Genomic DNA, 21,380 nt, shown 5'->3' with positions numbered 1-21,380 from the left:
GGAAGGAGAATGAGGGATATGAACAGTGAACAAGTGTTTCAAGTAACAAAAACAGATTTATTAGGATCCTTAGGTGGAGCGGTAATATTAACGTCATTTATTCTATTCCTTGCAAATGTATTAGTATGAGATATATAAATACAATCATTCAAAAAAAATAAAGACTCTAACGTATTAGTAAGTAGTTAATATGTTGGAGTCTTTTTTATATTCTTCTTATATCCCCTCAAGTATTAAAGTTACCTCATTATCCAGCATGCATGGCTAATTAAACGTTGCGGTTGAAACTTGATTCAACGAATAATCAAAAATCCACTGAATAAAATCCCGCTTTATTTCAAAGAGAAAAAAGTCGAATTTTATATGTAAGAAAAAAAGAGGAATTTGACAGAAAAGATAGAAAATTTTAAAGGTCAGAATTTGTTAGCTTGCTAACTAATTTCTATTAATTAACGTTGGAAGCGTTTTCGGTTGGTTTTAAGTATGGACCATTTAATCTATTTACAGGGGGATGAAGATATTATGAAACAAAAATCTATGGATACGCTAGCTGCACAAATGGAGGACTTTTTTCCAGTACGTGATGTAGATCATTTGGAATTTTACGTAGGGAATGCAAAGCAATCGAGTTATTATCTTGCGAGAGCGTTCGGATTCAAAATTGTGGCTTACTCTGGATTAGAAACTGGAAACCGTGAAAAGGTATCTTATGTTCTTGTGCAAAAAAATATGCGTTTCGTTGTGTCTGGAGCTTTAAGTAGTGAAAATCGTATTGCAGAGTTTGTAAAGACTCATGGTGATGGCGTGAAGGATGTGGCACTACTTGTTGATGATGTTGATAAAGCATACTCAGAAGCAGTGAAACGTGGTGCCGTCGCAATTGCTCCACCGCAGGAATTAACAGATGAGGACGGTACATTGAAAAAAGCAGTTATTGGTACGTATGGTGATACAATTCATACGCTTGTAGAGCGTAAAAATTATAAAGGGGCATTTATGCCAGGATTCCAAAAGGTAGAATTTAATATTCCATTTGAAGAGTCTGGTTTAATTGCTGTTGATCATGTAGTTGGTAATGTTGAAAAAATGGAAGAGTGGGTTAGTTATTACGAGAATGTTATGGGCTTTAAACAAATGATTCATTTTGATGATGACGATATTAGTACAGAGTATTCGGCGTTAATGTCGAAAGTTATGACGAATGGAAGTCGTATTAAGTTTCCTATTAACGAACCAGCAGATGGAAAGAGAAAGTCACAAATTCAAGAGTATCTAGAATTCTATAATGGAGCTGGTGTACAACATCTTGCTTTATTAACAAGTGATATTGTTAAAACAGTTGAAGCGCTTCGTGCAAATGGGGTGGAGTTTTTAGATACACCTGATACTTATTATGATGAGTTAACTGCACGAGTTGGAAAAATCGATGAAGAAATTGATAAGTTAAAAGAATTAAAGATTTTAGTAGATCGTGATGATGAAGGTTACTTACTACAAATCTTTACGAAACCAATTGTAGATCGCCCGACTTTATTTATTGAAATCATTCAACGTAAAGGTTCTCGTGGATTTGGTGAAGGAAACTTTAAAGCGTTATTCGAATCAATTGAAAGAGAACAAGAGCGTCGCGGAAACTTATAAGATTTGTATCCACCAGCAAAAGTCCCTTTGCTGGTGGAAATTTCATTTTTATAAGGAGGAATCAGGATGAAATTTGTTACATTTCGTCTTCCTTCAAAAGAACTACGGGCTGGATGGCTTGAAGGTGACAAAGTAATAGATATGAATCTTGTTAGTGAAGGGAAAATCCCTTCTTCTATGATTGCTTTTTTAGAGAAAGCGGATGAGTATGTAGAAGTAGTGCGGAATATTAAGAATCCAAATAAGGGTATATATGCTTTAGAAGAAGTACAATTGACAGCTGCTCTTCCTAATCCGAGTAGTATTCGAGATTTTTACGCATTTGAACAACATGTAAAAACAGCTCGCGGACGAAGAGGATTAGATGTTGTGCCTGAATGGTATGATATTCCGGTTTTTTATTTTACTAATCATCGTGCTGTAATTGGTTCCAGTGATTTTGTAATTGGTCCGAAAAAGTCTAAAAAGCTTGATTATGAGTTGGAGATTGCTTGCGTAATAGGAAGAGAAGGGCGAAATATTTCTCGTGAGCAAGCAGAGGAATATATTTTTGGTTATTGTATTATGAACGACTGGAGTGCGAGAGACTTACAAGCAACAGAAATGAAAGTAGGTCTCGGTCCAGCGAAAGGAAAAGACTTTGCAACTTCTTTAGGAGCACATCTTGTTACGAAAGAGGAATTAGACGTTTATCGTAATGGTGATCGATATAATTTAGAAATGACTGCTCATGTAAATGGAAAACTATTATCAAAAGGAAACTTCCAAGATATTTACTATACATTTGCTGAAATGATTGAACGTGCTTCAGAGGACGTTACGTTATATCCAGGAGATGTGATTGGTTCTGGGACAGTGGGAACAGGATGTATTTTAGAACTGGGTACAGAAGAGTGGCTACAAGATGGAGATGTTGTAGAACTGTCGATTACTGGTTTAGGTACACTACGTAATACGATCAAAAAAGAAAAGGAAGCGGGTGATGGGCATGTTTTATCGTCACATGGGAGAACTACCTCATAAACGACATGTACAATTTCGTAAAAAAGATGGATCGCTTTATCGTGAACAGGTAATGGGAACAAAAGGTTTTTCTGGTACGCAGTCTATTTTGTATCATCATTATATGCCGACAGAAGTAGGTCATTCTGCATTATCGCATTCTTGTCAGTTGCAGTATGAAGAGGATGTTGCTCTTTCTCATCGCCACTTTCGAACGAAAGAAAGTAAAAAAAGTGGTGATGCAATAAGTGGACGGAATTTCATACTTGGAAATGAAGATTTATTAATTGGAGTAGTGAGTCCAACAGAAAAAATGGATTATTTCTATCGTAATGGTGATGGCGACGAAATGTTATTTGTTCATTATGGAACAGGGAAAATTGAAACGATGTTTGGAACGATTCACTATAGAAAAGGCGACTATGTAACGATTCCAATTGGAACGATTTATCGTGTTATTCCAGATGAAGGAGAGACTAAGTTTCTTGTTGTAGAGGCGAATAGCCAAATTACAACGCCGCGTCGTTATCGAAATGAATACGGACAATTGTTAGAGCATAGTCCGTTTTGTGAAAGAGATCTTCGTGGTCCAGAAAAATTAGAGACATATGATGAAAAAGGCGAGTTTGTCGTAATGACAAAATCAAGAGGCTATATGCATAAACATGTTTTAGGACACCACCCGTTAGATGTTGTGGGATGGGATGGCTATTTATATCCGTGGGTATTTAATGTAGAGGATTTTGAACCAATTACAGGGCGCATTCATCAGCCACCGCCAGTACATCAAACATTTGAAGGACATAATTTTGTTATTTGCTCTTTCGTACCACGTTTATACGATTATCATCCAGAGTCAATTCCGGCACCATATTATCATAGTAATGTTAATAGTGATGAAGTTCTTTACTATGTAGAAGGAAACTTTATGAGTCGCAAAGGTGTGGAAGAAGGTTCTATTACACTTCATCCGAGCGGGATTCCCCATGGACCGCATCCGGGGAAAACAGAGGCAAGTATAGGGAAGAAAGAGACGCTTGAATTAGCTGTTATGATAGACACATTCCGTCCGCTTCGTATTGTAAAACAAGCACATGAAACAGAAGATGAAAAGTATATGTATAGCTGGATTGAACAAGGTTCATATACTGTGAAATAAGTAAAAAAGGCATGCTCTCAATAAGGGGGCATGCCTTTTTCACGGAATCGACATGTATAATAATACCAAAAAAATAATGGAAAGATATATAGAAAGAATAATAAGGATTGTGCATATTCAGAAGAATTTCTACTTGTTTCGACAAAAGTATTGACTAGGAAAAGCGTAATGAGTAAAATAAAAAAGCGAATTAAAAATTTTCAGAAAATTTAAAACTTGGAGGAGTGAAAGATGAAGCAAATTTTTCAAAAGAAGCCAATTGCAAAGTTAATGCAAGAAAGTAAGCAAAAAACGTTAGCAAGAACATTGGGCGCGCTAGATTTAACTATGCTTGGAATCGGAGCAATTGTTGGAACTGGTATTTTTGTTCTAACGGGTGTTGTGGCAGCGAAACATTCTGGGCCAGCTATTATATTATCATTTGCGATTGCCGCTCTAGCTTGTGCCTTTGCTGCATTTTGTTATGCTGAATTTGCTTCTTCAGTTCCTGTCTCGGGCAGTGTGTATACGTATACATACGCGACGATGGGGGAAGTATTCGCATTTTTAATTGGCTGGGACTTAATGCTGGAATATTTACTTGCTACATCTGCTGTAGCGAACGGTTGGTCTGCATATTTTCAATCTTTATTAAAGGGGTTTGGAATTCATATTCCGACTATTCTCTCCTCGGCTCCTGGTACAGGTAAGGGTGGAATAATTGATCTACCTGCAGTTCTAATTATTTTAGTGATGACAGTTCTTTTATCTAGGGGTGTTCGTGAAAGTGCACGAGTAAATAACATTATGGTATTTATTAAAATAGCAGTTGTTCTTATTTTTATCTTTGCTGGTTTTAATTATGTGAAACCTGAAAACTGGACGCCTTTTATGCCATTTGGTTTAGATGGTGTAATGGCTGGAGCGGCTACAGTATTCTTCGCATTTATAGGATTTGATGCAGTTTCAACAGCGGCAGAAGAAGTGAAACGTCCGCAACGTGATTTACCAATTGGTATTATTGCATCGTTATTAATTTGTACAGTTCTTTATATCGTTGTGTCGCTTATTTTGACAGGAATTGTTCCATACGGACAGCTAAATATATCAGATCCAGTTGCTTTTGCACTTCAATTTATTGGACAAGATGGTTTAGCGGGGGTAATTTCAGTAGGAGCAATTACAGGAATTACAACAGTAATGCTAGTTATGATGTATGGGCAAGTTCGTGTTTCTTATGCGATGAGTCGAGATGGTTTACTACCGAAGCGTCTTGCTAAAGTTCATCCAAAATTTAAAACACCATTTTTAAATACATGGACAACGGGGATTATTGCGGCACTGATTTCAGGATTAATAGATTTAAATGTTTTAGCACATCTTGTAAATATGGGGACATTGTCAGCATTTGCACTCGTAGCTGTTGCGGTAATCGTAATGAGAAGAACTCATCCAGACTTACCAAGGGCATTTAAGGCTCCGCTTGTACCATTTTTACCAGCATTAACAGTGATGTTCTGTTTATACTTAATGCTTCAATTATCAGGGACAGCATGGATTAGTTTTGGGATATGGATGGTTATTGGTATAGCGGTTTACTTTTTATATAGCCGAAAACATAGTGCTTTAAATAATAGTAAAAAAGAAGAAGATGTTGCAAATTTATAAGTGAAAAAATCCATTCTAATTCTGTTAGAATGGATTTTTTTATTTGAAAATTTACATTTTTCTGAACTTATTATAAGATAATTGTTGGCTAACTAAAGGGGTGAAATGATGAAAAATACGTGGCGTGAGTTAAGGGAGATGGACCGTAACGTATGGATTCGATTTATTGGAGAGACGTTAAATGCAATTGCAATGATGATGTTAATGCCTTTTTTTGCATTATATTTAAAAGATAAGGTAGATTCGTTGTTGGAAGTTGGGGTTATTATGGCGCTTTCTCCAATTGCTGCAAGTTTTGGATCACTTATAGGAGGGAGAATTGCTGACATATATGGAAGAAAGCCTATTATGATATTTTCTATGGCAAGTAATGCATTATTAATGCTCGGTTTTCTATTTATAGAAGGATTTATTCCATATGCAATTTTATCTATTTTTTTAGGGTTGAGTAATTCTTTATTTCATCCAGCTGCATCAGCTATGGTCGCGGATGTAACGGCACCAGAAAAAAGAACAGAGGCATATGGTTTATTACGAATGGGACACAATATAGGTGCTGCGATTGGTCCGATAATGGGAGCATCAGTAGTTGTGTTGTCAAAGAACCTTGTGTTTATTATTGCCTCTTCTACAATGCTATTTTATGCGTTACTTGTATTACTTCTTATTCAAGAGACGATGCCAAAAAGGACAGATAAGGAAGAACATAAAGAAAAGGAAGCTGGGGCAGTTTGGAAAATTGTAATGCGAGATAAGGTATTAATGATTTACTTATTAGCAGGCATTATCATTTCGATGGGGTTTTCTCAAACCGAAGGCATGTTGCCACTACATTTTGATAATGAAATGAAGCATATTTTTGGAACGAATAATCCATATCCATATTTAATGGCGTTAAACGGACTATTAGTTGTTTTATTCCAGTTTCAAATTTCAAAATGGGCTACGGATAAACCGGTCGGGAAGACGATGTTATATGGTGCATGTTTATTCGGGATTGGATTATTTTTTATAGGGTGGTTACCGAAGTGGTTTGGAGAATTTAATACAAATGCTACAATTATTTTAATAATACTACTGTTCGTTTATGCTATATATACGTTAGGTGAGATGATTATGTCGCCTGTACAGATGACATTTGTAGCAAATTTGGCCCCTGAGCATTTGAGAGGGACTTATATGGGAGCTGCAAGTTTGCAGTGGATTACAGGAAGCGCATTTGGTCCACTTTTGGGCGGTTTTTTATTAGATCGATTACTTGGTCACTTTCTATTTACAATTTTAGCTGTAGGATGTGTAGTTGCAGGTATTGTATATGTTTCTTTAGATCGCCTTGTGGAGCAAAGGCAAAAAGACACACTAACCAAACGATCTTCTTAGTGAATAGGTGACATACACAAAAAAGGGGATTTCTACATATTTTAGGTACATAACTAGATTAGATTGCCATTTTATTTTGTGTAGTTATATAGAAAATGAAATGAAAAACCAATAAGTGATGTTATTTAATTATTTATGGAAGTTACATTTTATTTCAAATAGGAACTACCTATTTTTATAAAAAGTGCTAAAATAGAAAAATGAAAACAATTGGTTAGGGTGATTTCATTGACGAAAATTAAATTAGGTTTATTATATGGTGGAAAATCAGCTGAGCATCAAGTTTCGCTACAGACGGCTCTTGCTGCTATTAAAGCGTTAAATCAAGATAAATTCGAGATTCATCCAATTTATATTACAGAACAAGGTCAATGGGTACGCGGTGAGCGTATTGAAGGCGAAGTAACAGATGTTGAAGCTTTAAAAATGAGCGGTGCAGAAAATGCGATTTCTCCGTTATCATTAAGTACAGAAATTATCCCATCTGCAGCTTCTGAGGAGAACGCTATTGACGTTATTTTCCCATTACTACATGGACCAAACGGTGAAGATGGAACGGTTCAAGGACTATTAGAATTAATGAATATCCCTTATGTAGGAAATGGTGTTCTAGCATCATCTGCTGGTATGGATAAAGTTGTTATGAAAAACATCTTTGCAGAGGCTGGTTTAAAACAAGCAAAATATGCATCCTTCATTCGTAGTGCATGGGAAAAAAATCGTGAGGAAGCTTATTCTAAAGTAGAAGATAAGTTAGGATATCCTTGCTTCGTAAAACCAGCGAACCTTGGTTCAAGTGTTGGTATTAATAAGTGTAAAAATCGTGAAGAACTTGAGGATGCATTTGTAGAGGCATTCCAATTTGATCGCAAAATTATTGTAGAAGAAAATATTGTAGGTCGTGAAGTAGAAGTTGGGGTACTAGGTAATGATGAGCCGAAATGTTCAGTTGTAGGTGAAATCGTTCCGAAAAAGGACTTCTATGATTATAAGTCGAAATATATCGATGGTGATACGGGGCTAATTATTCCAGCTGAAATGACAGAAGAAGAATCTAATGTAATTAAGCGTGATGCGATTATTGCATTCCAATCATTAGACGGTGCAGGTTTAACGCGAGCTGATTTCTTCTTAACGAAAGATGGAGAAGTGTATATTAACGAAGTAAACACAATGCCAGGATTTACACCGTTCAGTATGTTCCCTCTATTATGGCAACATACTGGGTTACCATATCCAGAATTAATCGAAGAGCTAATTCGTTTAGCGATTGAACGTCACGAAGAAAAACAAAAAATTAAATATACAATCTAACAAAAAAGGAGGAAGCACTATTCATAGGAATAGTGCTTCCTCTATGTAAGGAGCGTTTATATATGATAAAGCGAATGTTAAAGCAAGTGGAACAGATGGTAAATGGTACTGAATTAGCAGAGCAATATGAGGGAATTACTATTCAAGGCGTGTCTATTGATACGAGAAAAATTGAAAAAGGAAACTTGTATGTTCCGATTCAAGGGGAGCGCTTCGATGGACATGCTTTTGTAGATAAAGCTGTTGAAAATGGAGCTGTGGCTACATTATGGATGAAAGATGTAGCGAATCCACCTGAGAATCTTCCGGTTATTTTTGTAGAAGACACGCTATCGGCATTGCAAATGTTAGCGAAAAACTATCGCGATCAATTGGATGTTAAAGTTGTAGGTGTAACGGGTAGTAACGGTAAAACATCTACGAAAGATATTGTAACAAGTCTTCTTGCGACTAAATTCAAAGTGCAAAAAACAGAAGGGAACTTCAATAACCATATCGGATTACCTCTTACCATTTTAAACTTAGAAGAAAATACAGAAGTAGCAGTATTAGAGATGGGTATGTCAAGCCGAGGCGAAATTGAATTCTTATCTAAGTTAGCTCGTCCTAATGCAGCTATCATTACAAATATTGGTGAGGCGCATTTAATGGATTTAGGATCTCGTGAGGCAATTGCTGAAGCGAAATTAGAAATTGTTACAGGATTACAAGAAGGTGGCGTGTTCGTATATAACGGAGATGAGCCTTTATTAACGAATCGTGTTCCTGGAATGAATTTAGCAGCAGAAACGGTTACGTTTGGTGATGCAAGAGCAAACGATTATTATCCAACGACTGTAACATTACAAGCAACTGGGACACATTTCAAAATGAATAGAGATGAAAATATTTCATTCTACTTACCGGTGTTAGGAAAACATAATGTGTATAATACACTTGCTTCAATGGCAATTGCGAAACATTTTGGTGTAACGTGGGAAGAGATGAAAGAAGGTTTAGTAACACTTCAAATGACGGGCATGCGTATGGAAATTGTGAAAACAAATAGTGGTTTAACAATTATCAACGATGCTTATAATGCAAGCCCGACGGCTATGGAAGCAGCATTCCATTTAATGAATGGTTTAGATGGTTTTGCTAAAAAAATCGTTGTGCTCGGTGATATGTTAGAACTTGGAGATCAAGAAGTACAGTTCCATTATGAGGTAGGAAAATTAATCGATCCAGCAAAAATCTCACATGTATTCACATACGGTAGATTAGGGGCTCAAATTGCTGAAGGAGCAAAAATTAATTTCCCTAATGAACGTGTAAAGGCGTATGATAATAAAGAAGAGTTAGTAAAAGATTTACAAGCAGTAGTCGATGTGAAAGATGTTGTATTAATAAAAGCATCTCGCGGTATGAAATTAGAAGAAGTAATTACGATGTTGAAATAATTGGTGTATATAAATAGGGATGATAGTTGCGAAAATAGAAGAAACTTATAATAAGCGCTTACAGTAAATATAAAAAAATAAAAGTGAAGAAAAAAACTCTGAATATGAAAATAAGGTAACAGTTGGGTTTGCTTTTTACACATACAAAACTTATAATTGATAAAGTGTAATAACGTTTAGAAGTATTTTCGTGAAGAATATACGCCCGTTTATATACGTGAGCATTCAGGAAAAGGGCTTTTCCGCAAATTCGGAAAACGCCTTTTTTTAAATGATAAGTATAGGATAGAAAAGGAGAAGTAACATTGACAACATTTCGAGAATTAGGATTAAGTGATTCTTTACTGCAATCTGTTGAAAGTATGGGCTTTGAAGAGGCTACACCAATTCAAGCTGAAACAATTCCACATGCATTGCAAGGTAAAGATATTATTGGGCAAGCGCAAACAGGTACAGGGAAAACAGCAGCATTCGGATTACCACTATTAGATAAAGTGGATACACATAAAGAATCGGTTCAAGGTATTGTTATCGCGCCAACGCGTGAATTAGCAATTCAAGTTGGAGAAGAATTATACAAAATTGGTAAGCATAAACGCGTTCGTATTTTACCGATTTATGGTGGTCAAGATATTAACCGCCAAATTCGTGCTCTAAAAAAACACCCACACATTATTGTTGGTACGCCGGGTCGTATTTTAGATCATATTAACCGTAAAACACTTCGTCTGCAAAACGTAGAGACAGTTGTTCTTGACGAAGCGGATGAAATGTTAAACATGGGCTTCATTGAAGACATTGAAGCAATTTTAACAGATGTGCCAGAAACACATCAAACATTACTATTCTCAGCGACAATGCCGGATCCAATCCGCCGTATTGCTGAGCGTTTCATGACTGAGCCTCAACACATTAAAGTAAAAGCAAAAGAAGTAACAATGCCAAACATTCAGCAGTTCTATTTAGAAGTGCAAGAAAAGAAAAAGTTTGACGTGTTAACACGCTTATTAGATATTCAATCTCCAGAGCTTGCAATCGTATTTGGTCGTACAAAGCGTCGTGTTGATGAATTATCAGAAGCATTAAACTTACGTGGTTATGCTGCAGAAGGTATTCACGGTGATTTAACTCAGGCGAAACGTATGTCTGTATTACGTAAATTTAAAGAAGGTTCTATTGAAGTTCTTGTTGCAACAGACGTTGCTGCGCGTGGTCTTGATATTTCAGGCGTAACGCACGTATATAACTTCGATATTCCACAAGATCCAGAATCATACGTTCACCGTATCGGTCGTACTGGTCGTGCAGGTAAAAAAGGTATTGCAATGCTATTTGTAACACCACGTGAATCAGGACAATTAAAAAATATCGAGCGTACAACAAAACGTAAAATGGACCGTATGGATGCACCGACACTTGACGAGGCATTAGAAGGTCAACAACGTTTAATCGCTGAAAAGCTTCAAAGCACAATTGAAAATGAAAACTTAGCATACTACAAGCGTATTGCAGAAGAAATGTTAGAAGAAAATGACTCTGTAACAGTAGTAGCTGCTGCTTTAAAAATGATGACTAAAGAGCCGGATACAACTCCGATCGCTTTAACATCAGAACCACCTGTTGTTTCAAGAGGCGGCGGTTCTAAAAAACGCGGCGGTAACGGAGGCGGATACCGTGATGGTAACCGTAATCGTAGTCGTGATGGACGCGGCGGTGGCGATGGACGTAATCGTGACCGTAACCGTGATGGACGTAATCGTGACGGAAACCGTGATCGCAATCGTGATGGTAACCGCGATCGTAATCGTGATGGTGGTAGTCGTGGTCGTAGAGGTGAAGGTCAAGGTCGCCCTGGTTCTTCAAATGGACGCGGCGAAAGAAAACATCATAGCCGTCCACAAGCTTAATAAAAAAAAGAGAATGCCCTTTGCGGGCATTCTCTTTTTTTTATTTCTATAATTGTGCATACTACATAATAGTTATGATAGAAAAGGGGCTGTTATATGCTTGTAAGGCTTGGTTACGTTGCGATGAGTGTGCATTTGAAGAATGCATCTCCATCTCAAACGATGACGTATGCACAGTTTCAGAAATTAGATGATCGTGATGCTGCAATTCGTAAGCTTGAAAGAATTGCTAATTCCAATTTAGAAAATTGTTTACGTTTATTAAAGCATAATAAAGGGCATGACATATCTTTCTTTCGGCTCAGTTCAAAGCTCATTCCTTTAGCGAATCATGAGGAATTGCTAGAGTGGAACTATATTCGTCCGTTAAAAGAAAATTTAAAAAAACTAGGTGAATATGCAGTTCATATGAATATGAGAATTGATTTCCATCCAGATCATTTTGTTGTACTAAATTCGCCTGAAGAGAGTGTTTTTAAACAATCTGTAAAAACATTGCAGATGCACAAAAAATTATTAAAAGGCATGGGGATTGAACATAAGCAACGATGTGTACTGCATGTTGGAGGAGGATATAAAGATAAAGAACTTGCATTAGAGCGCTTTATAGAGAATTGGTCGAATGTCCCAAGGGGTATTCAAGAAATGATTATATTAGAAAATGATGATACAACCTTTACGTTAGAGGAAACATTATATTTAGGAGAAAAATTAGATATTCCCGTCGTATTTGACTTGCATCACCATATGATGAATAATGAGCAAGAAGATTGGTATGAAGATTGGGCACGTGTTGTTCATACGTGGGAAACGTCTTTGTTGCCGATTAAAATGCATATCTCTAGCCCTAGAGAGGGAAAAGATCCAAGAGCTCATGCAGATTATATTAATGTAGACGCATTTTTATCTTTTTTAAGAAGGATAAAGGGAAGTGTTCCGCAAATTGATTGTATGATTGAGGCGAAGATGAAGGATGAGTCTTTATTTCAATTAATGAGAGATTTAAGTGAACAAGTAGATGTAGAAATTATCGATGGTGCAAGCTTTTATATTAAATAAGCTTTGCACCATCGTTTTTTTTTGTTAAAAAAGGGGTTAAAATGCCACCGGTTATTAAACCTGTTAAATGACTGATCGGATTGGCAGAAGGGTTAAAGAAAGTAAATAGCAGTAATAGAAGTATCATAATTGAGAAAATGGCAATTTCTTTTGGTTTTGAAGAGCGGTATCGATTGTACAATAAAAATAACTGTGCACCTAATAGTCCGAAAATACCACCTGATGCACCTGCGTGAATATATTCAAGCGGCATAATAATATAAGAAGAAATATTTCCAGAAATTCCAGAGAGAAAAAATAGAATAAAAAAAGAAAAGTGTCCGAGTTGCTTTTCGATAGAAGAACCAAGAGCAAACAAAAAAATACTATTAGAAAGAAAATGTTGTAAGTCTACGTGTACGAGAAGAGAAGTTATGACACGCCACCATTCTCCTTTCGCGATATATTCATTAGAGGCTGCCAGTGGTAAGAGAAAAAAGTCGCCTAATATCATCATGACTAAATGAATAAGCAGTAAGGTAAGAATAGTCGGTTGTAAAGAAATATGAGTGGATCTTATTAGCATACGGTTACTATCACCCCTTTTGCATCAGAAAGATTCTCTGTTATTCTTATCAATATGAAAGAAGAAAGTTAAATAGAAGAAGGGGATTTTGAAATGATTATAGGGATTGGTATCGATATTATTGAATTAAATCGTATTGAAAAAATGCTAGATGGAAAGCTTAAATTTATGGAACGTATTTTAACGGAAAATGAACGTAATGTTGCTATGGAGCTGAAAGGAAGTCGCCTTACAGAGTTTGTAGCTGGAAGGTTTGCAGCGAAAGAGGCGTATTCAAAAGCTGTAGGTACTGGTATCGGAAAAGAAGTGAGTTTTTTAGATGTTGAAGTGAAAAATGATGAAAGAGGTAAGCCAATTCTGATTACAAGTACAGAGTATATTGTTCATTTATCAATTAGTCATAGTAAGGAATTTGCTGTTGCTCAAGTTGTTTTAGAAAGCTTGTCACGCTAGTCTGCATATTTTATATCTTTGTCTCATATATTTGAGGTAGCGATAAGGAAGGTACATCTTCCATTCATTTATAGGGGCAAAGGGGCTGAATTGATGAAAAGGCGTCTGTTTTTAGTTCTTGTCGGTTTGTTGACCGTTTTTGTGTTGGCGGGTTGTATGGAAAAGAAGCAAGATGATGTCGTGAGAGATTTAGAATCAAAAGTAAAAGGGATGAAAAGTTATCAAGCTGAGGCAAAATTATCTATTAAAACAGGCAATGAGCCTCAAGAGTATAACGTAGAGATTTGGCATAAGGAACCGTCTTTTTATCGTGTGAATTTAAAAAATGCAAAAAAAGATCAGAGCCAAATTATTTTGAGAAATGAAGAAGGTGTATTTGTATTAACGCCAGCACTTAATAAGAGCTTCCGTTTTCAAAGTGATTGGCCGCAAAATAGTAGCCAGGCTTATTTATATGAATCACTTGTAAGAGATATTTTGCAGGACAAGAAAAACCTTACTTTTGAGAAAACAGATAAGTATTATATTTTTAAAACAAAAACAAACTATCAACATCAAAATATGTTGCCGAGACAAGAGATTACATTGAATAAGAGCGACTTGACTCCAGTTTCAGTGAAGGTAATGGATAATGATCAAAATGTTCTTGTGAAAGTAGATTTCTCTAAAGTGAAATTCGATGCGAAATTTGATAAAGGTGCATTTGATACGAAACAAAATATGTCTAGAGCGCAGGTAGATGTTCAAACAACAGCGAAAGAAGACAAACCGTTTGCTATTTTGTATCCACTTGATACACCACAAGGTATGACTCTGCAAGATGAAAAAGAGTTGAAGACAGACAGTGGCAAGCGTGCGATACTCACATACACTGGAAATAAGAAATCCTTTACTTTAATACAAGAAAAGGCAAAAGTTGCAGAGGCATCATCAGCGGTAAGTGTAAGTGGAGAACCAGTTGATCTTGGGTTTACGATTGGTGCATTAACGAAAGACTCTGTAACGTGGTCGCATAACGGAGTAGAATATATGCTCGTGTCTAAAGGTTTAGAGCCGAAGGAGCTGTTAATGGTTGCTCGTTCAGTTACAGCGAAGCAGGTGAAGTAAACTTCTTAGACGTGGTGATATATGTGCACCACGTCTTTTCTTAGTTTGAAGGTGGATTTCATAAAAGAAGCATATAAAAGAATAAGCTTCGCATATCGTGTATAAGGAAGTGTATTTATGGAAGAAGCACCATTTTACCGTGACACTTGGGTGGAAGTGGATTTAGATGCCATTTATAACAACGTTACACATATTAAAGAGTTCATCCCAAGTAATGTAGAGATTTTTGCTGTAGTTAAAGCAAACGCATATGGGCACGATTATGTACCGGTGGCTAAAACGGCATTAGAAGCAGGTGCAACAAGGTTAGCTGTTGCTTTTTTAGATGAAGCTTTAGTGCTTCGGAGGGCTGGTATTACTGAGCCGATTTTAGTGTTAGGTCCCTCGCCGCCGCGTGATGTAAATGTAGCTGCTGAAAATGATGTAGCGCTAACTGTTTTTCAAAAAGAATGGGTGGACGAAGCAATTAAACTTTGGGATGGTTCATCTGTAATGAAATTCCATATTAACTTTGATAGTGGTATGGGGAGAATTGGAATACGTGAAAGAAAAGAGCTAAAAGAATTTTTAAAGAGTTTAGAGGGTGCACCGTTTTTAGAGTTAGAAGGAGTATACACGCATTTTGCAACGGCAGATGAAGTTGAGACTTCGTATTTTGATAAGCAATATAACACGTTCTTAGAGCAGTTAAGTTGGTTGAAAGAATTCGGAGTGGATCCTAAGTTTGTTCATACAGCTAATAGTGCTGCGACGTTACGTTTTCAAGGGATTACATTTAATGCAGTGCGAATTGGGATTGCAATGTATGGATTATCTCCTTCTGTAGAAATACGTCCTTTTTTACCATTTGAATTAGAACCGGCGCTATCACTTCATACGAAAGTCGCTCATATTAAACAGGTAATTAAAGGTGATGGAATTAGTTATAACGTCACCTACCGAACGAAAACTGAAGAATGGATTGCGACTGTAGCGATTGGCTATGCAGATGGGTGGCTTAGGAGGTTACAAGGATTTGAAGTGCTTATAAATGGTAAAAGGGTACCGATTGTAGGGCGAGTAACAATGGATCAGTTCATGATTCATCTTCCTTGTGAAGTGCCACTTGGTACGAAAGTTACGCTTATTGGAAGGCAAGGAGATGAGTATATTAGCGCTACAGAGGTTGCGGAATACTCAGGGACTATTAATTATGAAATTATTGCAACGATCAGTTTCCGTGTGCCGAGAATATTTATACGGAATGGTAAGGTTGTAGAGATAATTAATTACTTGAACAATATATAGAAGGTAGTATGATTGCTTCTTGTCATTGGAGTGACTGTTCATTGCTGGATAATAAGCTCTTTTTGATGAGAAGCTTTTTACTTATAATCATTTTTTATATAAGTTGCACGTAAGTTTTGAAGAGGAGTTCTATTGTTTTTAGTTAGTTATAAGATAAAAAATTTAAGAAGATGAATGTTTTGTTTGTGAATTGGAAAACATAAGCAAGGAATAAGGAAGTCTTTGCAACAGGCTCCATACAATGGTATTATTACAATAGGTGTCATATATATATTTGGGTGTGTAGTTGACGGTGGAGGTGTATTTTTGTGTCCGAATCAAGTGTAACTACTGAAATCGTGGTTCGGTTGCCAAAGCAAATGGTAACGGAATTGGACGGAATTGGAAAACAAGAGAATAAGAATCGCCATGAACTAATTTGCCAGGCAACACAATTGTTATTGCGTCAACATAAGACGAAGAAACGCTACCAACATGAATCAATGCGACGTGGGTACATTGAAATGGGAAAAATTAATCTTGGTATTGCATCTGAAGCTTTCTTAGCAGAGTATGAAGCAGCTCATACAGTAGAACGCTTAGTTAGCGGGGGGTAATATTTTGATTGTAAAACGCGGCGACGTGTATTTTGCAGACCTTTCCCCAGTTGTTGGTTCTGAGCAAGGAGGCGTTCGTCCGGTTCTTGTCATTCAAAATGACATCGGAAATCGTTTTAGTCCAACGGTGATTGTAGCGGCTATTACTGCACAGATTCAAAAAGCGAAATTACCCACTCATGTGGAAATTGATGCGAAAAAGTACGGTTTTGAGAGAGATTCTGTTATTTTACTTGAGCAGATTCGAACAATCGATAAGCAGCGCTTAACGGACAAAATCACTCACTTAGATGAAGTGATGATGATTCGTGTAGATGAAGCGCTACAAATTAGTTTAGGACTAATAGATTTTTAAATCGGCAGTTTAAGTTGCTCTCTTTGAAGGGCAACTTTTTTTATTATAGAGGAGGTTACGGTTGTATATGGAAATGGTAGATAATCGACAAGCGTTAATGAAAATGTTAGTGAAAGAATTAGGCTTTACCGAAAAGCAAGTTCGTCATGTTATTCAATTAACAGAAGAAGGTAACACAGTTCCATTTATTGCTCGTTACCGAAAAGAATGGACAGGCTCTTTAGATGAGGTGCAAATTCGTACGATTTTAGAGAGATGGCAATATATGATGCAACTTGAAGATAGGAAGGAAGAAGTTCTTCGTCTTATTGATGAGAAGGGGAAACTGACAGAAGAGCTACGACAGCAAATTGTTAAAGCTACAAAGTTGCAAGAAGTAGAAGATCTATATCGTCCATATAAAGAGAAAAGAAGAACGAAAGCGACAGTTGCTAAAGAAAAAGGATTAGAACCATTAGCTGAATGGTTATTGTTATATAAGAAAGAAGATCCGGCTAAAAAGGCAGTGGAATTTATTAATGTAGAGAAAGAAGTGCAATCTGCAGAAGAAGCTTTACAAGGTGCACAAGACATTATTGCAGAAATGGTTTCAGATGAAGCTGCGTATCGTAGTTGGATTCGAAATGTTACTTTTAGAAAAGGTGTTATGTCTTCTTCCGTGAAAGATGAAGAAAAAGATGAAAAGAATATATATGAAATGTATTACAGTTATGAAGAACCATTGCAAAAAGTAGTACCACATCGTGTATTAGCAATGAATCGTGGCGAGAAAGAAGATATATTGAGAGTTGCTGTTGTTCCGCCAGTAGATGAGATAGTAACCTTCTTAAATAAGAAAGTAATTCGTGATAACGATTCGAAAAGTGCACATTATGTACAATTAGCGATTGAAGATGGTTATAAACGATTAATTCAATCTTCAATCGAAAGAGAGATTCGTAAAGAATTAACAGAAACAGCTGAAGAACAAGCAATACATATTTTCTCTGAGAACTTACGTAACTTATTATTACAACCTCCGATGAAAGGGAAAGTCGTGCTAGCGGTAGATCCGGCATATAGAACTGGTTGTAAATTGTCTGTAGTAGATGATACGGGGAAAGTACTACATATCGATGTTATTTATCCGCATCCACCTGTTCGTAAATATGATGATGCAAAAACGAAAGTTCTTTCTATTATAGATAAATATCAAGTTGAAATGATTGCAATTGGTAATGGGACAGCATCTAGAGAAACAGAAGAGTTTATAGTAGATGTATTACAAAGTGTGAACCGAGATGTCTTTTATATTATTGTAAATGAAGCGGGTGCTAGTGTATATTCAGCTTCTGATTTAGCCCGTGAGGAATTCCCAAATTTACAAGTTGAAGAGAGAAGTGCCGTTTCTATTGGGAGACGTCTGCAAGATCCACTTGCTGAACTTGTGAAAATTGATCCTAAATCAGTTGGGGTTGGACAATACCAACATGATGTATCTCAAAAGAGACTGAATGAGTCATTAACATTTGTAGTAGAAACAGCTGTTAACCAAGTTGGGGTTAATGTAAATACGGCTTCGGTTGCATTGTTACAATATGTTTCAGGTTTATCGAAAACTGTTGCGAAAAATATTGTAGCAAAGAGAGAAGAAGATGGGAAATTCACGAAGCGCACGGAATTAAAGAAAATCCCACGTTTAGGTGCAAAGACTTATGAACAATGTATAGGTTTCTTACGTATACTAGAAGGAGCGAATCCATTAGATCGAACAGGTATTCATCCAGAGCAATATAAAAATGTTGAATTGTTATTGAAGAGTCTAGGGTTATCAATAGATGACGTAGGACAACCGCAATTACAAAAGAGATTGGAAGAAGTAGAGATTTCTAAGTTATCTCAAGAAACAGGAGTTGGGGAGCCGACGTTAGTTGATATTATAGATGCGCTTATTAGTCCTGAACGAGATATGAGGGATGAGTTGCCTAAACCACTTTTGAAAAAAGGGATTTTGAAATTAGAAGATTTAAAACGTGGTATGGAACTAGAAGGAACAGTTCGTAACGTTGTTGATTTTGGTGCTTTTGTTGATGTTGGTGTAAAGCAAGATGGTTTAGTACATATTTCTAAACTTAGCAAACAGTTTGTAAAGCATCCGTTAGATGTTGTATCAGTAGGGCAAATTGTAAAAGTATGGGTAGATGATATTGATACAAAAAAAGGACGCGTTGCACTATCTATGTTGCCGATTGAATAGTAAGAGAAGAGAGCAGATGAAACTGCTCTTTTTTTATGAAATAAAAAGTGTAATGGATTATGAGCTTTGATGTATTTTGCTATAATAAAACCAGCATTCATTTAATAACTTAATTTGATACCGGTTTTTTTCGAAATATGCACGTTGCATTTGTTTTTTTAGCCACGTAGGCATAGGAATCCCTCCTTGTTTAATCCTGCTCTCAAAAATTTAAAATGCTATTGATGAGAGGTTGGTGAGTGGATTTCTATTCATGTTTTGTTTTTAGAAACCCCGCTTCTTACATGAGGATGGGTATATGTACTATTTAATATATGTATAAGAAGGGAGAAAAGTGTAAAAATATTTTTTTGTTTAGGAGGAATGAGAGTGGATGAGCAAGAAATTCAGCGACTAGTGGAAGAAGTGTCACTACAATACTTTGAGATGCCGTTCTTACATAAAGCGGTTTTTAATAATAGATTACGTACAACTGGTGGGCGTTATTTATTGAAGAGTCATAATATCGAACTGAATTATCGATATTACGAATTGTATGGTGAAGAAGAGTTAGTCGGGATTATTAAACATGAGCTTTGTCATTATCACTTACATATTGCAGGAAGAGGGTATAAGCACGGGGACAGGGATTTTCGTGAGTTGTTAAAGAAAGTTGATGCACCACGTTTTTGTAAACGAATGATTAATGAAGAGAAGGAAAAAAAGATTTATAAGTATGAATGTATGGAGTGTTCACTTCAATATGTAAGAAGGCGTCAAATAAATATAAAAAGATATGTCTGTGGAAAGTGTAAAGGGAAACTCAAACCGATATCGAAAACATCTTGACAGTAAAAACGCAATCCAGTATATTATAAACATGTCACGTTTGAACAAGATGTTGTTAAAAACTTCTTGACTTACAGAGAGAATTTTTATAAGATACAAATTGTCTTCATTATTCCGCAGTAGCTCAGTGGTAGAGCTATCGGCTGTTAACCGATCGGTCGTAGGTTCGAGTCCTACCTGCGGAGCCATACAGAGAAGTACCCAAGTGGCTCAAGGGGCTCCCCTGCTAAGGGAGTAGATCGCTAACGCGGTGCGAGGGTTCGAATCCCTTCTTCTCTGCCATACATATTGGCCCGTTGGTCAAGTGGTTAAGACACCGCCCTTTCACGGCGGTAACACGGGTTCGAATCCCGTACGGGTCACCACTTCGGAGGATTAGCTCAGCTGGGAGAGCACCTGCCTTACAAGCAGGGGGTCGGCGGTTCGATCCCGTCATCCTCCACCATATAATTTTATATGAATAGTATTGTCGCGGGGTGGAGCAGCACGGTAGCTCGTCGGGCTCATAACCCGAAGGTCGCAGGTTCAAATCCTGTCCCCGCAATCAAATGGTCCCGTGGTGTAGTGGTTAACATGCCTGCCTGTCACGCAGGAGATCGCCGGTTCGACCCCGGTCGGGACCGCCATTTTAACTTCTGCTATATAGCAGTTGTTTTTTATTGGGCATTATGTTACAATAACATTTGTCTTTGAAAAGAAGATAATTATTTCGATGGGCTATAGCCAAGCGGTAAGGCAACGGACTTTGACTCCGTCATGCGCTGGTTCGAATCCAGCTAGCCCAGCCATTTCCGAGCCATTAGCTCAGTTGGTAGAGCATCTGACTTTTAATCAGAGGGTCGAAGGTTCGAGTCCTTCATGGCTCACTTTTGTTTTTTCCGCGCGGTCGTGGCGGAACGGCAGACGCGCTAGGTTGAGGGCCTAGTGGGGGAAACCCCGTGGAGGTTCAAGTCCTCTCGGCCGCATCAAAAAAATCTTAAAAAAGTGCTTGCATTTGAAAATGTAGTATGATAAGATAATTGAGTCGCCAAATTACAACGACGAAAAAACATCATGAATAAGCGCCCGTAGCTCAATTGGATAGAGCGTTTGACTACGGATCAAGAGGTTAGGGGTTCGACTCCTCTCGGGCGCGCCAATTACGGGAAGTGGCTCAGCTTGGTAGAGCACCTGGTTTGGGACCAGGGGGTCGCAGGTTCAAATCCTGTCTTCCCGACCACGCGGGTGTAGTTTAGTGGTAAAACAAGAGCCTTCCAAGCTCTGGTCGAGAGTTCGATTCTCTTCACCCGCTTTTAGTTCTTTGAAAACTGAACGAAACAAACAACGTGAAACGTCAATTTTTATTTTAGATGCTAGACAAACTAACTTTATTGGAGAGTTTGATCCTGGCTCAGGATGAACGCTG

At 37.2% G+C, this 21,380-nt stretch carries 19 protein-coding genes and 12 tRNA genes; 29 read left to right on the top strand and 2 right to left on the bottom strand.

Annotated elements, in window-relative coordinates; all coding sequences use genetic code 11:
* The first annotated feature begins 18 nt into the window (after positions 1-18).
* From MR136_RS24400 to uvsE, 10 genes are all read left to right on the top strand, one after another.
* Positions 19-129 carry a DUF3948 family protein gene (locus tag MR136_RS24400; RefSeq protein ID WP_001083690.1) on the top strand — a complete coding sequence of 37 codons (111 nt, stop codon included), beginning with the start codon at positions 19-21 and terminating at the stop codon, positions 127-129.
* Positions 130-522: 393 nt separating this feature from the next.
* The gene (hppD, locus tag MR136_RS24395) at positions 523-1,641 is read left to right on the top strand and encodes a 4-hydroxyphenylpyruvate dioxygenase (protein ID WP_000810922.1); all 1,119 of its coding nucleotides are present in this window, start codon (positions 523-525) and stop codon (positions 1,639-1,641) included.
* Positions 1,642-1,707: 66 nt separating this feature from the next.
* Positions 1,708-2,664 carry a fumarylacetoacetate hydrolase family protein gene (locus tag MR136_RS24390; RefSeq protein WP_017673687.1) on the top strand — a complete coding sequence of 319 codons (957 nt, stop codon included), beginning with the start codon at positions 1,708-1,710 and terminating at the stop codon, positions 2,662-2,664.
* Positions 2,630-3,802, top strand: coding sequence for a homogentisate 1,2-dioxygenase (locus MR136_RS24385; protein ID WP_013141710.1), 1,173 nt, complete (start codon positions 2,630-2,632; stop codon positions 3,800-3,802). The genes MR136_RS24390 and MR136_RS24385 overlap by 35 nt, the downstream gene beginning before the upstream one ends.
* Before the next feature lie 231 nt (positions 3,803-4,033).
* The gene (locus MR136_RS24380; RefSeq protein ID WP_017673686.1) at positions 4,034-5,449 is read left to right on the top strand and encodes a branched-chain amino acid transporter BcaP; all 1,416 of its coding nucleotides are present in this window, start codon (positions 4,034-4,036) and stop codon (positions 5,447-5,449) included.
* Positions 5,450-5,557: 108 nt separating this feature from the next.
* Positions 5,558-6,829 carry an MDR family MFS transporter gene (locus MR136_RS24375; protein WP_017673685.1) on the top strand — a complete coding sequence of 424 codons (1,272 nt, stop codon included), beginning with the start codon at positions 5,558-5,560 and terminating at the stop codon, positions 6,827-6,829.
* A gap of 228 nt (positions 6,830-7,057) precedes the next feature.
* Positions 7,058-8,143 (top strand): D-alanine--D-alanine ligase, encoded by a 1,086-nt coding sequence (locus tag MR136_RS24370; protein WP_242259655.1) that lies wholly within the window; start codon positions 7,058-7,060, stop codon positions 8,141-8,143.
* Between the two features lie 62 nt (positions 8,144-8,205).
* The gene (gene murF / locus MR136_RS24365) at positions 8,206-9,582 is read left to right on the top strand and encodes a UDP-N-acetylmuramoyl-tripeptide--D-alanyl-D-alanine ligase (protein WP_000595957.1); all 1,377 of its coding nucleotides are present in this window, start codon (positions 8,206-8,208) and stop codon (positions 9,580-9,582) included.
* 305 nt (positions 9,583-9,887) lie between these two features.
* Positions 9,888-11,489: a degradosome RNA helicase CshA gene (cshA, locus tag MR136_RS24360; protein WP_000206592.1), complete on the top strand. Its 1,602-nt coding sequence runs from the start codon at positions 9,888-9,890 to the stop codon at positions 11,487-11,489.
* 96 nt (positions 11,490-11,585) lie between these two features.
* A complete protein-coding gene (gene uvsE / locus MR136_RS24355) occupies positions 11,586-12,548 on the top strand; it encodes a UV DNA damage repair endonuclease UvsE (protein ID WP_000961166.1) in 963 nt (320 codons plus the stop codon).
* Here the strand turns inward: uvsE and MR136_RS24350 are convergent.
* Positions 12,541-13,113 (bottom strand): rhomboid family intramembrane serine protease, encoded by a 573-nt coding sequence (locus MR136_RS24350; protein ID WP_000908523.1) that lies wholly within the window; start codon positions 13,111-13,113, stop codon positions 12,541-12,543. The two genes, uvsE and MR136_RS24350, sit on opposite strands and share 8 nt — an antisense overlap.
* Before the next feature lie 93 nt (positions 13,114-13,206).
* On the opposite strand from MR136_RS24350, the gene acpS reads away from it, so the two are divergent.
* The 6 genes from acpS (at position 13,207) to MR136_RS24320 (ending at position 19,147) form a co-directional block, all read left to right on the top strand.
* Positions 13,207-13,566 (top strand): holo-ACP synthase, encoded by a 360-nt coding sequence (acpS, locus tag MR136_RS24345; RefSeq protein ID WP_017673683.1) that lies wholly within the window; start codon positions 13,207-13,209, stop codon positions 13,564-13,566.
* 156 nt (positions 13,567-13,722) lie between these two features.
* A complete protein-coding gene (locus MR136_RS24340) occupies positions 13,723-14,673 on the top strand; it encodes a LolA family protein (RefSeq protein ID WP_242259656.1) in 951 nt (316 codons plus the stop codon).
* 117 nt (positions 14,674-14,790) lie between these two features.
* Positions 14,791-15,960: an alanine racemase gene (gene alr / locus MR136_RS24335; RefSeq protein ID WP_000390615.1), complete on the top strand. Its 1,170-nt coding sequence runs from the start codon at positions 14,791-14,793 to the stop codon at positions 15,958-15,960.
* Between the two features lie 308 nt (positions 15,961-16,268).
* Positions 16,269-16,556, top strand: a complete 288-nt coding sequence (locus MR136_RS24330; RefSeq protein ID WP_000004570.1) for an antitoxin EndoAI — start codon at positions 16,269-16,271, stop codon at positions 16,554-16,556.
* Positions 16,557-16,560: 4 nt separating this feature from the next.
* Positions 16,561-16,911 (top strand): type II toxin-antitoxin system endoribonuclease NdoA, encoded by a 351-nt coding sequence (ndoA, locus tag MR136_RS24325; protein ID WP_000635963.1) that lies wholly within the window; start codon positions 16,561-16,563, stop codon positions 16,909-16,911.
* Between the two features lie 67 nt (positions 16,912-16,978).
* Positions 16,979-19,147: a Tex family protein gene (locus tag MR136_RS24320; RefSeq protein ID WP_000426242.1), complete on the top strand. Its 2,169-nt coding sequence runs from the start codon at positions 16,979-16,981 to the stop codon at positions 19,145-19,147.
* A gap of 57 nt (positions 19,148-19,204) precedes the next feature.
* On the opposite strand, the gene cmpA is transcribed toward MR136_RS24320, so the two are convergent.
* Positions 19,205-19,321: a cortex morphogenetic protein CmpA gene (gene cmpA, locus MR136_RS24315; protein ID WP_001143642.1), complete on the bottom strand. Its 117-nt coding sequence runs from the start codon at positions 19,319-19,321 to the stop codon at positions 19,205-19,207.
* 195 nt (positions 19,322-19,516) lie between these two features.
* On the opposite strand from cmpA, the gene MR136_RS24310 reads away from it, so the two are divergent.
* From MR136_RS24310 to MR136_RS24250, 13 genes are all read left to right on the top strand, one after another.
* The gene (locus MR136_RS24310; protein ID WP_000344231.1) at positions 19,517-19,975 is read left to right on the top strand and encodes a SprT family protein; all 459 of its coding nucleotides are present in this window, start codon (positions 19,517-19,519) and stop codon (positions 19,973-19,975) included.
* Between the two features lie 113 nt (positions 19,976-20,088).
* A tRNA-Asn gene (locus tag MR136_RS24305) sits at positions 20,089-20,163 on the top strand.
* Between the two features lie 3 nt (positions 20,164-20,166).
* Positions 20,167-20,257, top strand: a tRNA-Ser gene (locus MR136_RS24300).
* Positions 20,258-20,265: 8 nt separating this feature from the next.
* A tRNA-Glu gene (locus MR136_RS24295) sits at positions 20,266-20,340 on the top strand.
* 4 nt (positions 20,341-20,344) lie between these two features.
* Positions 20,345-20,420 (top strand) — tRNA-Val (locus MR136_RS24290).
* Between the two features lie 25 nt (positions 20,421-20,445).
* A tRNA-Met gene (locus MR136_RS24285) sits at positions 20,446-20,519 on the top strand.
* Between the two features lie 6 nt (positions 20,520-20,525).
* Positions 20,526-20,601: transfer RNA gene (locus MR136_RS24280), tRNA-Asp, on the top strand.
* Positions 20,602-20,688: 87 nt separating this feature from the next.
* A tRNA-Gln gene (locus tag MR136_RS24275) sits at positions 20,689-20,763 on the top strand.
* Positions 20,764-20,768: 5 nt separating this feature from the next.
* Positions 20,769-20,841: transfer RNA gene (locus MR136_RS24270), tRNA-Lys, on the top strand.
* 16 nt (positions 20,842-20,857) lie between these two features.
* Positions 20,858-20,940, top strand: a tRNA-Leu gene (locus tag MR136_RS24265).
* 96 nt (positions 20,941-21,036) lie between these two features.
* Positions 21,037-21,113: transfer RNA gene (locus MR136_RS24260), tRNA-Arg, on the top strand.
* A 4-nt stretch (positions 21,114-21,117) separates the two neighbouring features.
* A tRNA-Pro gene (locus MR136_RS24255) sits at positions 21,118-21,194 on the top strand.
* Between the two features lies 1 nt (position 21,195).
* Positions 21,196-21,266 (top strand) — tRNA-Gly (locus MR136_RS24250).
* The last annotated feature ends 114 nt before the right edge of the window (positions 21,267-21,380 follow it).

The organism is Bacillus cereus group sp. BfR-BA-01311, from assembly GCF_022664295.1.
In the GTDB taxonomy this organism is placed as follows: Bacteria; Bacillota; Bacilli; order Bacillales; family Bacillaceae_G; genus Bacillus_A; species Bacillus_A cereus.
This window is presented reverse-complemented; position numbering and strand designations above follow the sequence as displayed.